The organism is Pedobacter sp. NJ-S-72 (assembly GCF_053890575.1).
In genome coordinates this window covers 5,787,970-5,802,229 of the sequence record NZ_CM132681.1, presented here as the reverse complement: position 1 = coordinate 5,802,229, position 14,260 = coordinate 5,787,970, and the positions used below count along the sequence as shown (strand labels likewise).

20 protein-coding genes are annotated in these 14,260 nt (G+C 39.0%); 5 read left to right on the top strand and 15 right to left on the bottom strand.

All coding sequences use genetic code 11. The annotated features are described in order from the left end of the window. Positions 1-55 precede the first annotated feature (55 nt). Positions 56-811: a DoxX family membrane protein gene (locus tag ACWYN3_RS38180; protein WP_456218854.1), complete on the bottom strand. Its 756-nt coding sequence runs from the start codon at positions 809-811 to the stop codon at positions 56-58. 331 nt (positions 812-1,142) lie between these two features. Here ACWYN3_RS38180 and ACWYN3_RS38175 point away from each other — a divergent pair, with 331 nt between their 5' ends. Then, complete coding sequence (locus tag ACWYN3_RS38175; protein ID WP_456218853.1) at positions 1,143-1,439, top strand: hypothetical protein; 297 nt, start codon at positions 1,143-1,145, stop codon at positions 1,437-1,439. Here ACWYN3_RS38175 and ACWYN3_RS38170 read toward each other — a convergent pair. The 7 genes from ACWYN3_RS38170 to ACWYN3_RS38140 form a co-directional block, all read right to left on the bottom strand. Further along, positions 1,410-1,676 carry a hypothetical protein gene (locus ACWYN3_RS38170; RefSeq protein ID WP_183878285.1) on the bottom strand — a complete coding sequence of 89 codons (267 nt, stop codon included), beginning with the start codon at positions 1,674-1,676 and terminating at the stop codon, positions 1,410-1,412. The genes ACWYN3_RS38175 and ACWYN3_RS38170 overlap by 30 nt on opposite strands. A gap of 234 nt (positions 1,677-1,910) precedes the next feature. Beyond that, the gene (locus ACWYN3_RS38165) at positions 1,911-2,378 is read right to left on the bottom strand and encodes a RagB/SusD family nutrient uptake outer membrane protein (protein ID WP_456218852.1); all 468 of its coding nucleotides are present in this window, start codon (positions 2,376-2,378) and stop codon (positions 1,911-1,913) included. Positions 2,379-2,395: 17 nt separating this feature from the next. Continuing rightward, positions 2,396-2,878 (bottom strand): RagB/SusD family nutrient uptake outer membrane protein, encoded by a 483-nt coding sequence (locus tag ACWYN3_RS38160; RefSeq protein WP_456218851.1) that lies wholly within the window; start codon positions 2,876-2,878, stop codon positions 2,396-2,398. Beyond that, the gene (locus ACWYN3_RS38155; RefSeq protein ID WP_456218850.1) at positions 2,796-3,251 is read right to left on the bottom strand and encodes a hypothetical protein; all 456 of its coding nucleotides are present in this window, start codon (positions 3,249-3,251) and stop codon (positions 2,796-2,798) included. Before ACWYN3_RS38155 ends, ACWYN3_RS38160 begins: the two co-directional genes overlap by 83 nt. Positions 3,252-3,376: 125 nt before the next feature. Next, a complete protein-coding gene (locus tag ACWYN3_RS38150; RefSeq protein ID WP_456223295.1) occupies positions 3,377-4,351 on the bottom strand; it encodes a TonB-dependent receptor domain-containing protein in 975 nt (324 codons plus the stop codon). A gap of 38 nt (positions 4,352-4,389) precedes the next feature. After that, positions 4,390-5,793 carry a TonB-dependent receptor plug domain-containing protein gene (locus tag ACWYN3_RS38145; RefSeq protein WP_456223294.1) on the bottom strand — a complete coding sequence of 468 codons (1,404 nt, stop codon included), beginning with the start codon at positions 5,791-5,793 and terminating at the stop codon, positions 4,390-4,392. A gap of 26 nt (positions 5,794-5,819) precedes the next feature. Further along, positions 5,820-6,623, bottom strand: coding sequence for a carboxypeptidase-like regulatory domain-containing protein (locus tag ACWYN3_RS38140; RefSeq protein WP_456218849.1), 804 nt, complete (start codon positions 6,621-6,623; stop codon positions 5,820-5,822). A 315-nt stretch (positions 6,624-6,938) separates the two neighbouring features. Between ACWYN3_RS38140 and ACWYN3_RS38135 the strand changes: the two genes are divergently transcribed. After that, positions 6,939-7,520 (top strand): DUF6268 family outer membrane beta-barrel protein, encoded by a 582-nt coding sequence (locus ACWYN3_RS38135; protein WP_456223293.1) that lies wholly within the window; start codon positions 6,939-6,941, stop codon positions 7,518-7,520. Then, positions 7,456-7,875: a DUF6268 family outer membrane beta-barrel protein gene (locus ACWYN3_RS38130; protein ID WP_456218848.1), complete on the top strand. Its 420-nt coding sequence runs from the start codon at positions 7,456-7,458 to the stop codon at positions 7,873-7,875. Before ACWYN3_RS38135 ends, ACWYN3_RS38130 begins: the two co-directional genes overlap by 65 nt. Before the next feature lie 80 nt (positions 7,876-7,955). Here ACWYN3_RS38130 and ACWYN3_RS38125 read toward each other — a convergent pair whose 3' ends face one another. The 5 genes from ACWYN3_RS38125 to ACWYN3_RS38105 all read right to left on the bottom strand — a co-directional run bounded on the left by ACWYN3_RS38125 (position 7,956) and on the right by ACWYN3_RS38105 (position 12,495). Continuing rightward, positions 7,956-8,381, bottom strand: a complete 426-nt coding sequence (locus ACWYN3_RS38125) for an SDR family NAD(P)-dependent oxidoreductase (protein ID WP_456218847.1) — start codon at positions 8,379-8,381, stop codon at positions 7,956-7,958. Position 8,382: 1 nt separating this feature from the next. Beyond that, complete coding sequence (locus ACWYN3_RS38120; protein ID WP_456218846.1) at positions 8,383-8,703, bottom strand: SDR family NAD(P)-dependent oxidoreductase; 321 nt, start codon at positions 8,701-8,703, stop codon at positions 8,383-8,385. Positions 8,704-8,728: 25 nt separating this feature from the next. Beyond that, a complete protein-coding gene (locus ACWYN3_RS38115) occupies positions 8,729-10,279 on the bottom strand; it encodes a DHA2 family efflux MFS transporter permease subunit (protein ID WP_456218845.1) in 1,551 nt (516 codons plus the stop codon). Positions 10,280-10,313: 34 nt separating this feature from the next. After that, the gene (locus tag ACWYN3_RS38110; RefSeq protein ID WP_456218844.1) at positions 10,314-10,916 is read right to left on the bottom strand and encodes a TetR/AcrR family transcriptional regulator; all 603 of its coding nucleotides are present in this window, start codon (positions 10,914-10,916) and stop codon (positions 10,314-10,316) included. 142 nt (positions 10,917-11,058) lie between these two features. Next, positions 11,059-12,495 (bottom strand): amino acid permease, encoded by a 1,437-nt coding sequence (locus tag ACWYN3_RS38105; protein WP_456218843.1) that lies wholly within the window; start codon positions 12,493-12,495, stop codon positions 11,059-11,061. Between the two features lie 220 nt (positions 12,496-12,715). Here ACWYN3_RS38105 and ACWYN3_RS38100 point away from each other — a divergent pair, with 220 nt between their 5' ends. Further along, positions 12,716-12,946 (top strand): hypothetical protein, encoded by a 231-nt coding sequence (locus ACWYN3_RS38100; protein ID WP_456218842.1) that lies wholly within the window; start codon positions 12,716-12,718, stop codon positions 12,944-12,946. Continuing rightward, positions 12,924-13,388 (top strand): hypothetical protein, encoded by a 465-nt coding sequence (locus tag ACWYN3_RS38095; RefSeq protein ID WP_456218841.1) that lies wholly within the window; start codon positions 12,924-12,926, stop codon positions 13,386-13,388. Before ACWYN3_RS38100 ends, ACWYN3_RS38095 begins: the two co-directional genes overlap by 23 nt. 39 nt (positions 13,389-13,427) lie before the next feature. On the opposite strand, the gene ACWYN3_RS38090 is transcribed toward ACWYN3_RS38095, so the two are convergent. After that, the gene (locus ACWYN3_RS38090) at positions 13,428-13,682 is read right to left on the bottom strand and encodes an alpha/beta hydrolase (RefSeq protein ID WP_456218840.1); all 255 of its coding nucleotides are present in this window, start codon (positions 13,680-13,682) and stop codon (positions 13,428-13,430) included. Beyond that, on the bottom strand, positions 13,669-14,256 hold the full coding sequence (locus ACWYN3_RS38085) for an alpha/beta hydrolase (protein WP_456218839.1): 588 nt from the start codon (positions 14,254-14,256) through the stop codon (positions 13,669-13,671). Before ACWYN3_RS38085 ends, ACWYN3_RS38090 begins: the two co-directional genes overlap by 14 nt. Positions 14,257-14,260 lie beyond the last annotated feature (4 nt).

The window sequence follows — 14,260 nt, the reverse complement described above, 5'->3', positions numbered from 1 at the left end:
GCAAGGTTACGTGTCCCCCAGCCTAATATACTCAACATGTGTCCTTGGTATATTTTTAACGCCTTGAAAGAGGAATCAAGTGTATCCCCCCGATAGTATCAAAAATAATATCAAAACCCTCGTCATCCGTATGTATTTTCACATAGTCAGCAACAGACAGACTGCTCAAATCAATAGCTGTAGCACCATAAGATTCAATAATTGATTTTTTATCCGCTCTGACTGCTGCAAACACCCTGCCTCCCTTCGCAACTGCAAGCTGTACGGCAATATGACCGGCTCCGCCTGAACCACCTTGTATCAATACTGTTTTATCTTTTTTAGCTGCGCACGATCCATCAGTCCTTCCCATGCAGTAATAAATGCTAATGGAATTGCAGCTGCTTCCTTCATAGATAGAGTTACTTAGAATCCGCTCCTCTTTTCGTTGATCAGTTGCAGCGATCACTATCAGCGCAATAATTAATATAAAACTATATTCTGCCCCTCCTTCTCCATGTTCCCCCACAAACCAGCCCTTTTCGGCATGGATAATCACAATTCCTATAGTAAGAATTGCAATAAAACCTGCACTTAACCATTTTGTAAAATATCTCAGAGCCAGCAACAGTCCCCCAGCCAGTTCATAAGCAGTGATCATCCAGACTATGGGTGTACCGTAAGGAAAACCTTTACTGGTTAAGAATCCACCAAAACGCTCAACTGTTCCACCAGTGACGCGCACCGCAGCATGAGCGATGAAGATGAATGCTACAGCATATCTTAGCAATGCAAGGCTGTTTGCTAAACTGATTAAAGGGAATTTTTTCATGAGAGGGCATTTTATTTCAAGCCTTAAGTTCTTACATTTTTCCCGTAAAAAAAAGCCCCAAAACAGCCCTAAGAAACATCTCCATAACTACCTTACTGTCAAGACACTGTAGTAGTCTTGTTCAGATACGATCCGGATCTCTTTCAGATGCCATTCAGCATGTTTTCAGCCAGCCTCGGACGAAGGCCGAATTAAACATGAAATTTAATGTAAATTAGTTATCAACAAAGCACCAACACAACTACTATTTAAGTAACATTTATTGTATACCAAAATAAAATCAGATGAATCATGGCAAGAGTAGCAGAAAATAGCATATTAGCAAGCGTAAGTGGCAGTTCCGATTTCGGACGGAGATCTCGCTAAACCAGAAAACGTAAAGGTAACAGTCGCTAAAAATACTTTTGAATTCACCTGGGATGTCGATAAAACAGGCATAGGTTCTCCAAATGACAGAACCATGATTCTATTATATAACAAAGTCCAAAAAGGCTTTGAAGCCTGTTATAGTGGTGCGCGCAGAAGCGAATTAAAAGATGTAATAAGCGATGCCGTTTCCAAATTGTTTATTGCGGAAAATGGCAAAGCTCTTAAAGGTTTAAAAATCTATATCAATCAGGCTTGTTAAAGGAATATGTATTCCGTTCTTCAGCTGAATGTATTTCTCTGTAACTGACCATACTGTCGTATTCACAGTTTTTGGACCAAATTTGGTATTAAATGTAATGTCTGCTTTTGATTTGAATTCATTGCCTAAACGCTGAGCACCATTGAGTTTGTCTTTTAATTCTTCTATATGGTTTTGATCTGCGGCTATAATTTCACTAACGTCTATTGACTCCTTTTCGATTAATTCTCCTAACATAGTATAATGGCTTATTCTTTCTTAAATATGCATTTAATCTATTTAAACCGCAATAACATCCTAAAAGAGTTACAATTCTATGAGTTTAGCTGATGCGGATGAAAATCAGATGACACTAGTTTTCAGCTAAATAGTAATTTTGTGATAAAATGAAGAAAGAGGCAAATTGCCTCTTTCTTCATTTTATCACATTGTAAACCAATCTAATATCCTTTATTTTGTGTTAATGAAGGATTATCTGCGTTCAGCATCCGGAATCGGATATAAGAAGTAATTCGCATCGGCCTTGCTCATCATATCTGTCAAAGCTAAACCAGTTCTGCAGTAATCAAACCAGGCTTCCCCTTCAAACATCATCTCCATGCGTTTTTCTTTCTGTACCGCAGTTACAAATGCGGCAACAGAAGTGAATGCAGAAACATCAGGAGTGTTGATACCAGCTCTGTCACGCACTTTTTTATAAGAATCGTATGCAGCACTACTCACCGCACCATCTACGCGTGCCTGAGCTTCAGCATGGATCAGATAGATTTCTGCTAAACGAATGACAGGGAAGTTTTGAAGCGCCGGACTAAAGATCTTGTATTTACCTATATAATACTTTAGATCTGCTGTCGTATTCTGATAAACAGTAAACTTGCCCCTTTTATCTGCTGTTTCATATAAATCGGCGATAGATTTTCCTTCTGCATAAAATAACATAGATGGGTTTGGATTACTTACAGTTGCCAGTGGATGGTCGCCTGTGCATCAAACTGAAGTTCAAAAATTGACTCTGAAGTATTTTTTGTTGTCCAGATAGATCCAAAGTCAACTGGCATAGAAGATCCGCTTGTCGAGATAACTTCCTGCGCCAGTCTTGCTGCCTCTGCATAATTATTAGTCACACTACCATTATACAGGTAAACTTTAGCCAAAAGTGCTTTAGCAGCGTTACCAGTTGCCCTGCCTTTAGTTTCTGCAATGTTCGAATAAGTATTTGGCAAATTCACTGCCTCTTTAAGATCTGTGATGATCTGAGCATAAATTTCAGCTACTGTATTACGGGGTACTTTAAGATTATCATTTTCTCCGGTAGGCGTTAAAACCAAAGGAACGTCACCAAATGCTCTGACTAAATTAAAGTAGTTTAATGCTCTTATAAACCGGCCCTCTCTCACAAACTGCTGTCTTTTTTCTAAAGGAATTGCACCATCCGGCATTGCTGCTACTTTGGTTACTACATTTGGAATTGGAAGCATTAATAGCTGCATAAGCTGCTGTCCAGATGTTTTGTACCCATGGATTATCAATACGTACAGTATTTGTCTTAAAGTCTACATACTCCGGGTAACTTGACACATGATTCACATGTCTTGCTGAGAATTCAGGAACAATCACTAAAGATTGTCCATAAGAGAAAGCGCCAAGCTGTGTTCTGTACACGCCCATCACGGCAGACTGAGCACCTTGTTCTGATGTAAAAATATTCTCTGGTGTAATCTGAGCAATCGGCTGTCTGTCCAGGAATTTTTTACAGGATGAAAAGCTTAATAAAACTGCTGCTGTTAAAATATATTTTGAAATCGTCTTCATGTTCGGATTATAGAATTGTTCTTAGAAAGTTAAATTGATACCTGCAGTAATGATCCTCGGTTGTGGGTAGCTACCATAATCGTAACCATAAATCAGTCCCTGATTAGCACCACCCTGGTTAGAGCTTACCTCCGGATCATATCCTTTGTATTTTGTGTGAATACGAAAGCATTCTGTACTGTGGTATAAATACGTAAGCTTTTAATTTTCAACTTCTCAGATACTTTATCGCTTAAGGTATAACCAAACGTGATATTTCTCAACCTGAAGAAAGAACCATTTTCTACAAAACGATCAGAGATTGCAGTGTTGTCAAAGTTTCCTGGGGTTGGACGTGGTACATCAGTAATATCACCTGGATTTCTCCAGCGTCTGTTCCAGTCTACAAAACCGTTACTTGTTTTATTACTTCCATCCAATCCCGAAGCCAGATTGTAATTGAAAATATCATTTCCATAAGAAAACTGCCCCATAATACTCAGGTCAAAGTTTTTATACTGGAAAGTATTCGTGATACCACCATAAAAATCAGGGTTTGGATTACCAATAATCCCACGATCTTTCGGATCAGTTGGTGCACCAAGTGTACCATCCTGCTTGATATAATCAATCATTCCGGTTTGAGCGTTTACACCAGCCATTTTCCATCCGTAGAACGAACCAAGAGGTAAACCTTCTCTGGCGATATTCAGACTTCCGGCACCACCATAAAGCTCCCCGCCTGGTAATGACACTACTTTGTTCCTGTTAAAGGACATGTTGAAAGAGGTATTCCATTTAAATGCACCTACCAGGTTCTGAGTAGACAATTCAAATTCAAATCCTTTATTCTGAATCTTGCCTACGTTAGTAAAACGGGTTTGGAAACCAGAACTTGAAGGAATAGAAATCCCCACAAGCAGATCTGAAGTGTTTTTAATATAATAATCGGCCAGTAAAGAGATCCGGTTGTTCAGCAATCCAAGATCCAGTCCAAAATTCAGCTGTTGTGTAGTTTCCCATTTCAGGTTCTTATCTCCCAAAACGTTAGGTAAATAACCAGGATTTCCAAGATAATTGTTACTCCCGCTGTATAAAGAGTAACTGGCATAATTAGGAATATTCTGGTTTCCTGTAATCCCCCAGCTCGTTCTGATTTTCAGATTACTGATGATTTTATTACTTTTTTTTTCAAGAAGTCTTCATCAGAAACACGCCAAGCTGCACCAAATGAAGGGAATGTACCATAACGGCTGTTTACACCGAAACGGGAAGATCCATCTACTCTAAAGTTTGCAGTTAAAAGGTATTTTCCTTTGTAATCATAATTTACTCTCGAAAATGCAGATGCAATGCTCCATTCTTCAGGGAAGGCATTTGCACCTGTAACTGTACCACCGGCAGAAATATATTCAATATCGTTGGAAGGGAAATTAGAACGTCTTGCATCCACAAACTGAATACGTGATTGCTGTACAGAAGCACCTGCAAGTGCATCTATATGATGTTCACCAAAAGACTTCTGATAACTCAATGTTGTTTCATTAACCCATAACTGATCTCTTGTACTTCTTTGTGCGCCAATTCCACCTTGTGCGGCGAATGAACGGATACCATTTGGTGGCATAAAGAAAGTTTCATCAATAAAACTCAAATCTGCACCAAAACTGGTTTTCAGGGTCAGATCAGGAAGAATTTTATACTCTGCTGAAGCACTGGCTAATACTCTGAATGTTTCCGATTTGTTAACCGGCAGAAGCAGCATAGCAATAGGATTTTCACGATTGGTATTGACCTGGTCATAAGCATAACTTCCATCAGGATTATAGACAGGAAGATTAGGAGGTGCAAAAATACCGTTTTTAGTAGAGCCTTCTTTAGAGTTTTCTTCCTGGATACGGTCATTCAATGCCCTTGTCAGATTTACACGGGTAGAGAATTTCAATTTATCGCTGTGCTGATGATCAAGATTCAATCTTGCACTTAAGCGGCTGAAATCAGAGTTCTGAATCACACCTGCCTGGCGCATATAACCAATGGAAGTATAGTATTGTGTCTTCTCTGATCCACCACGTGCTGATAGCTCATAATTTCTTGTTGGCGCGGTTCTGAAGATCTGATCCTGCCAATCGGTATTTGTACCCGGATTTGCCAGAACCCCAGCCGGAACTGGTGTAGGATTACCGTTAGCGTCTTTAAGGAAACTATAATAATCTTTCATGTAATCCTGGTATTCTCCAGTATTCATCATTTTATATTTTCTCTCGTTTGGAACCTGAGAGAATCCTTCATATGCATTAAAACTGAAGGTACTTAATCCCGGCTGCCCCTTTTTAGTCGTAATCAGTACAACGCCATTAGCTGCTCTTGCTCCATAAATTGAAGAAGATGCCGCATCTTTTAAAATCTCAACAGACTGTACATCGGATGGATTAATTGAAGCAAGGATATTGATTCCCTGTGTACCTCCACCGAAGTTAAAGTCACTTCCGCCTGTAAAATTTGTTGTACTGTTTACCGGGATACCATCTACCACATACAATGGATCTGAGCCAGCATTGATTGAGGTTGTACCTCTGATACGAATATTTAAGCCACCACCCGAGAACCGGATTTCTGAGTAACCTGTACCCCTCCTGCTTTACCCTGGATAGCCTGGGTTATGGTAGGAAGTACATCATTCTTTAGCTGATCAGCCTGGATACTTGAAACCGAACTGGTTAATTTTGCCCTGTTCACAGTTCCATATCCTGTAGCAACAACCTGAACTTCACTTAGTACTTTTGACTCTGTTTGCATAACCACGTTGATGGTCTTTCGCTTGTTTACAGGTTCTTGTTTTGTCTTATAACCCATATAGGCGAATAAGAGAATTGCATTATCCCCTGCGGCAATTCTAAAGTTACCTTTGGTATCTGTAAGGGTTTTATCTTTACCGCCTTTGACGGTAATGACTACTCCAATCAATGGCCCGCCCGCGTCAGAGACTTTACCACTGACAGAGTCCTGCACTGTTTTTGCACCGGCTGTGTCCTGAACTGCCTTTTTAATAGCAGTATCCTGAACAGTTTTTTTAACCGAAGTGTCCTGAATAGTTTTTTTACCAGCAGTATCCTGAACAGTTTTTTTGATCGTTGTATCCTGCACTGCTTTTTTAACAGCAGTATCCGGCACAACTTTAACTATTATTGGAACAGCTGGAACCACAACAGGCTTTTCAGAAGCCTTTTTAATGGAGTCTTTTTTTATTGAATCTTTAGGGATCGTATCTATCTGAAATAAAACTGCCCTGAAACTGGACATGTTTTTCCCATGGGCTGCACCATGAGCGAAACTGGTGCTGAACACCAGTGCGAGTAAAAATACGAAATACGGTAAAGGGTTTCTTTTCATCTGATACACTAATCTTTAAGTAATGAGCAAGTTATTAAAGAAGCACAATAGCAATTTTCGCTCCACAGATTAAAATAAGATTAAAACACTCGTTTTAAGCGATTTAAATTATTAAGACTGTTTCTAATTGTAGACATTCTCCACAGCTTGTACAAGGAAGCAACACCTTTTTAAGCGTCATACTACAACCCATTCTGGACTATCTGAAAAATAAAATTCAATTCTACGTCAGGGTAGAACATAATCATGTTGTCATAAACCCGAACTAACAGAATGTTCAGCACACTTAATTTATTAATTTCAATCTTGAAATTTATGTTAAAGAAAGCTCAGCCGATAAAGAAATTACTTATTATTTTTCTCGTGCTAACTGGCAAAAGTGTTTTTGCTCAGTTCACACCGGTAAACACCATTGAAGTTAACGCAATCTACCTTCCCGGCAGTAAGTACAAACAGAAAGATGGTAACGTCGAAAATGCAGAAAAAACCCAAAAAAGAGTTGACCTGGGTTACAGTTTTCTGATCTCAGATAAATTTGATCCGGCTACGAAAAAGGTAAACCGATGGACGGGTATGATCAATGGAAGTTATACTCAAATGAGTGGTAAATCGGGTGAGAAAGACTTGATGCCTGAGAAATTGCTCAGTTCTCAGGTAGGTGTTAGTTATTACCGTTCTATGCGAAATAACTGGGGTATGGTCAATATACTATCCGTAGGTATCAACTCGGATTTAAAACATATAGATTACCATGATCTGTACATCAATGGAGGAGTCCTTTTTATTAAGACTCCCCCGTCCCGGATTTTCATATGGGTTTGGCGGTTTTGTAATGAACGCATTGAACTCTCCGATAATTTTACCAGGTTTTATGATCCATCTGGAAACAGAAGGTAAATTCAAATTCAATATAGATATTCCTACTGAAGTAAGTACCGCTTATGATGTAACGAAGAAAATGGAGGTCAAATTAGCTTTAAGATTCAGAAATCTTAGCTATGATACAGAGAATAAAGTCGAGCCTAAAAGACGTTATCTGAATTATATGGAACTTCCTCTTGGATTGGAAGGCAAATGGAGGAGTAAACACTTTGACCTTATACTGGGGGGCGGTTATATGTTCCTGAGGAATTTCGATCTTAAAGAAGGTGGTATAAAAAACTCGTTTGAAGAGGGGCAGATCAATAAATTAGGAGGCAACCTGTTTGTAAATGCAGGCATCAGGTTTAAACTGCAAACCGCAAAAAAATAAACTGATATTTTTTGAAATACAAAATCCATTTCCTTAAACTGGAAATGGATTTTGTATTTACATTTCAGATCACAATTTTATTAAGCTTCTATGCTGTTTAATGCATTTAACGCTGCTGTAGGGGAAGTCCGGGCTAATTCAAATATCTGTGCCGTTACACCTACATGAATTTCAAAGGTATCATTTTCAAAAGCGTCAGCAAATTCTGTTGCTACCTGCAGCGGTGGAATACCATTTTCTGCTCCACCTATTTCTTTAGAAAATTCTGTATTGACTAACGGCGGCATTAACTCAAATACTTTAACACTGGTGTTTTTTAAAGCAAGACGCAATACTTCGGTATAGGAATGAACAGCTGCCTTACTTGCACTATAGGTCGGTGCATTAAGACCAGGCGTAATCGCAACTATAGAGCTCACATTAACCAGCGCAGCAGATTTTTGTTTAAGCAGCTGAGGAAGCAATTTCTCTGTCAGACGGATTAATGAAATATAGTTTGTTTCCATTTCATCCCCTGCTTTTTTCCATGATTTTTGTCCTCCGGCTATGTATAGGAATATAAGCACGGCCTGCATTATTAATAACTACGTTTAACGCAGGAAAGTCAGCATTGATCCTGCTCACCAAACGGTCAACCTCTACTTCTTTTGTGGTATCGAATAAGATACCAGTAACGTTATCCAATTTAGCTACTGCTGTATCAAGACGTTTCTGATCACGACCAGTAATGATCACGTGATTACCCTTTTCTGTTAATAGTTTAGCGATTTCAAATCCAATACCAGCAGTTCCGCCAGAGATCAGGATTGTATTATTTGTTAAGTTCATATTTATCTTTGTTTTTTTTTTCATATTAATGATCGGAGGAAGGTATAATTATTGGTTTTGCTTTATCGCGCCTGGCGACAAAAATCAAAAGAGGCAATGCGATGGCGAAAAACATCCCCGTTAATAAAAAGGCATCAAGATAACTGGAAAAGAAGGACTGTCTAACGACTACCAGTTCAATGAGCTGCATTGCTTTTTTTTTGGCGTCAAGCAGACCGAAACCCTTCTGCTGAAAAAGTCTTGTATAAGTGTCAATCCGTTCTACAGCAACCGGATTTTCTACTTTGATGTGAGTGATCAGATCCATTCTGTGTGAGGCAACACGCCTGGCTACATAGGTATTAATAATAGAAATTCCGAATGAGCCACCTAGCTGCCGCATCATGTTATTCAGCGCTGTACCCTGGGGCATATCTTTTGCCTGAAGAGAGGATACTGCGAGTGTACCCAGCGGAACAGTTAACAATGCCATTCCTATAGCTCTGAAAGTTAGGTTTAAGGTAATGTCGATAGCTGGTGTTTGGAGAGTAATCGTGGACATTGACCAGTTAAAGTAAATAAAACAGAGAAAGCCAAACAGGATAATTAAAGCCGGTGAAACCCCTTTTTGCAATAACTTGCCCGTAATGATCAAGGCTAGCACAGCTACTATCGAGCCGGGTAAAAGCAATAAACCAGATTGGGTTGGAGTAAATCCCAATAACCGTTGCGCAACTACTGGTGTCAGGTAGATTGAGGTGTACATGCCCATCCCGGTAATAAAAGTCAGTACGGCAGCAATACTTAAAGACCTGTATTTTAATATCTTAAGATTAACAATAGGATTTTCAATACGAAGTTCCCATATAATAAATCCGATTAAAGAAATAGCAGCAATTATGCTGAGGACAATAATATATCCGGCTGAGAACCAGTCGTCGGTCTCTCCTCTTTCTAATACTGTTTGCAGTGATCCGATCCCGGCGATCAAAAGAAATATTCCCATCCAGTCGATCTTTTTGATTTTTTCTCTGACAGGGGATTCATATAAAAGGAAGAAACAAGAGATCGCTGCTGCAATCCCAATAGGGATGTTAATGTAAAAAATCCAGGGCCATGAAAAGTTTTCTGTGATATAGCCTCCCAGTGTCGGGCCTATGGTTGGGCCAATGAAAATACCAATACCGAATAATGCGCTGGCGGTTGCCTGTTTTTCTTTTGGGAACAGTTCATAGACAACTACAGCGGATACAGAGAGTAATGCACCACCTCCAAGTCCCTGCATAAACCTAAAGGCTACAAGCTCCCAGATCCCGGTCGCATTACCACATAAAAAAGAACAGACGGTGAAAAGGATAATAGAACCGATATAGTAATTCCTGCGGCCAAGATTATTTACCAAAAAGCTGGTCATAGGAATAATAATAACGTTTGCGATAGCGTAAGAGGTAATTACCCACGAAATATCTTCCAGAGTTGCACCTAAATTTCCGCTCATATAATTGAGTGCGACATTCACAATTGAGGTATCAATCAATTCCATAATTGCAGCTGCAATGACAGTGATTAAGAGTATTTGACGTTTTACAGGGCTCATATTATACTAATCGGTATATTTTAGGATAAAAAAATCACTTTTTAAGCTGGTTGATAAGCATCTCTGCTGTACATAAGATATTATCCATACAAGTGACGTCATCTGTAACTTTGGAAATCATTATCCCGCCTTCTATTAGTGCAACAATTGATAAAGAGGTTTTACGAAGATTCACATCCTCTTTAAATTCACCCGCCTTTATCCCTTGTTTGATTAAGCTGGTCAGGCACTCCTCCCATTCTCTTACTGCTCCTGCGGCTTTCTCTCTTAACAAGCCATTTGTATCGTCTGCCTCCGTTGCGGTATTTAATACCGGACAACCGCCACGGTTTATTGTATCTTTAAGAATGCCCCGGTAAACGCCGACAAAACACATGAGCTTATCATAAAACGTTGTTGCCAGATTAATTTTTTCGGTGATTAAACGGGAAACTCTTGAATAGTTATAATCAAAAACTGCGAGCGCAACTTCTTCCTTATTCCCAAAATTGCCATAAATACTGCCTTTGGTCAATCCTGTCGCTTTGGTCATGTCAGTTAGAGATGTACCAGCATATCCTTTTTTATTAAATACCTCTGCGGTACTTTCAATAATAAACTTCCGGGTCCGTTCAGCTTTTGAGTACGACTTATCCATAGGTCAAATATATACCGATTGGTATTATAAAAACAAACGTTAGAGCTTATATTACTTCCGCGTGTCAATTGATCTTTTCTGACATTAAAAAAGGGAGCCGAATTTTACTTCAGCTCCCTTTGCTTTATGATTGTACATTAGTTTATACTTGCTTTTGTTTATTCTTTTTGACAAGTAGATAGCAGAGATATAAAAGTATAAGCCATCCTGGGATCAGCTCCACAGGCAACTTCATTCCGGTAATCCACATGATGACTAAAATCCCGATCAGAAAGACCAGACAAATGTAGTTAGACAGCGGATAGATAAAAGAAGGGAATTTGGTTTTCACTTGTTCAGCCTTCTTGCTCTTTCTAAATTTCAAGTGGGTAATACTAATCATCAGCCAGTTAATCATCAATGATGATACAACCAGTGACATCAGAATTCCTAATGCTTTTTCGGGCATCAGTTTATTGATCACAATACTTATAGCTACAAAAAGACCTGATACTAAAATTGCTTTTAAGGGCACGTGGTTTTTGTTCAGTTTTGATAAGAAAGCAGGGGCATTTCCCTGTTCTGCTAACCCAAAAAGCATTCGGCTGTTGCTATAAACACAACTGTTATAAACTGATAAAGCAGCTGTTAAAACAATAATATTAAGCACATTTGCAATGATGCTGGTAAAATAAATAATCTTACCAAAAAGGCTGAATTGAAACCCTTTCAGGCTTTCAAAAACCATTACAAAGGGGCTGCTGTCTGTGGTAATGTTCTTCCACGGTGACAGCGCAAAAAGAATGACCAAAGCACCTACATAGAAAATCAGAATACGATAAATCACCTGATTGGTTGCTTTAGGGATAGTTTTTTCAGGATTTTCAGCTTCGGCAGCAGTTATTCCGATTAATTCCAGTCCGCCAAAAGAGAACATAATTAACGCTATAGCAGAGAATAAACCTTGAAACCCACCTTTTCCATCTGAACTTAACAATCCTTTTGCAAAGAATCCGCCGTCATTCCAAAGATTTTCTATGCTAGCCTGTTCACCGCCTGATCCGCTTACCAGTAAATAAACTCCAAAAAAGATCATTGCTATGATCGCTGCTACTTTAACAATAGAAAACCAGAACTCCACTTCACCATAAACTTTAACGGAGGTCAGGTTCAGGGCATTGATAGTCAGAAAAAAGAAAAGACTTGACGACCATAATGGAACCGAAGGCCACCAGAAGTGTACATATATCCCAATTGCCGTTAATTCGGACATGCTGACCAGGATATAAAGTACCCAGTAATTCCAGCCCGAGGCAAAACCAGCAAATGAACCCCAGTATTTATAAGCAAAATGACTAAAACTACCTGATACAGGTTCTTCTACGACCATTTCACCTAATTGGCGCATAATAAAAAATGCAATGATACCAGCCAATGCATAACCCAAAATTACAGATGGGCCAGCCAGTACAGCCGCAGGACCTATACCCAGAAATAAGCCAGTACCTATGGCACCGCCTAGCGCAATCAATTGGATATGCCTGTTTTGCAAGCCTCTTTTAAGCTTGTTTTCGTCAGGTTTTTCGTTTAGTTGTTTCAATTTTTATGGTATTAATCTGATGGTACAATGAGCGCTAAATAGGTATGAGACCTACAAAGATTCTAAATTCCAACAAAAATGTAAACTTATATCCATTTGAGCTATTAAATGAACAAATAATTTAAAATAATACCTTAAAACCTATTTTAATATTAAAAAAAAATATGGTATCGTATGGAAATTCTAAAATTTCTGCATCTACAGAGCAAGCAATACAATTATGGAAGAGAAAATCAACAATGCCAGTCTTAGTTTTTCCTGTAATGAGAATTGGGATAGAATGAAACCTGATGGTGATGCCCGGTTTTGCGGGACTTGTCAAAAGAAAGTGTATGATCTGACTGATAAAAAGGCGGCATATTTTATGCAAATCATGCAAGAGAATAATAATAACGTGTGTGGCCGGTTTACAAATGATCAATTGACGATTGATTGCCTCGCAAACCAATGAATCTCATTGGAAAAGATGGGCTGTAGCAGCGCTGTTATTTATTGGTTTTGGTACTGCTGCACAGGAAGCAGATGCACAGACTACCTTACAGGGTAAGGTAGCTCCGAAAACAATTGAACCTGATCGCCCAATAGCAACCATGGGAATTGTAATTCCAATGGTAGTTAATCCGGATTTAGTATCCTTACACAATTACCTGATTAAAAACTGTATTGTTCCCGCCTCAGCAAATGGCAGATTAATTGTGTCCTTTAAATTAAAAAAAGATGGTTCACTAACTGAACTAGCGGTTAGCAACCACCTTTCCAGCCAGGTCCGTCAGGAAGTTCTCAGAGTTTTAAAAACTGCCCCAAAATGGAAAAAGATAAATAGTGAATATAATTCCCCTTATTCTTTAGATCTGACTTTTAAAAATGGGAAACTGGAACCTGGCAGACATTAAGTTTATTCAGACCTGTTTCCCAACAGGATTAGCCGTGGTTCACATTATCCATTTTAAAATTAAATCTTTTGCCTGCTCTGTATACTGGAATTTATGCCCAAACATATTGTATCCCTTCACTCCCCATGCATGGTCGCCTTGCGGAAAAATATACAATGATGCAGGGATATGATATTGTTTCAATGCCTGATAATACATTGTACTATTAATTGGAGAAACAACACTATCATCGTCACTCGCTAAGATTAAAGCTGGTGGGGTATTTGAACGAACTTGTTTTTCACAGGAGTACATTTCTATAGCTGATGAGCGTGGATTCTCTCCCAACAAGTTTTGAAAGGTGTTTTTTTTGCGTAGCTGCTCCCATTGAAATTACAGGATAAAACAAGATTGAAAAATCAGGGCGTGTACTTACACCTTCTTCTGAAAATAAAGTTGACGCTAAAGCAGCAAGGTGACCACCCGCAGAAAAACCTGTTACTCCGATTTTATGCTCATTTATGCCTAATGCTGAAGCATTGCTGCGAACATAACGGATAGCTTCCTGAACATCATCCAGGGGTATTTCTTTATTTCCATTTGGCATTCTGTATTTGAGTACTATACCCGTGATCCCAACCGACGCCAGCCATTCGGCAAAATCGTAACCTTGCATGGTAATTGCCAATCCTGCATAAGCACCTCCCGGACAGATAATGGTCGCCATTCCTGTATTTATGGTAGGTTCAGGGCTGTAAATAATCAATTGTGCTTCTGTAACATTCGTGGCTTCTAAAACCTCTTTCTGATTTATGACTTCGTTACCTGACAGTCCACTTTTGGATGGTGGATTACCATTCCAAAGATTTATAGTTTTTTTATCTCTCATGATC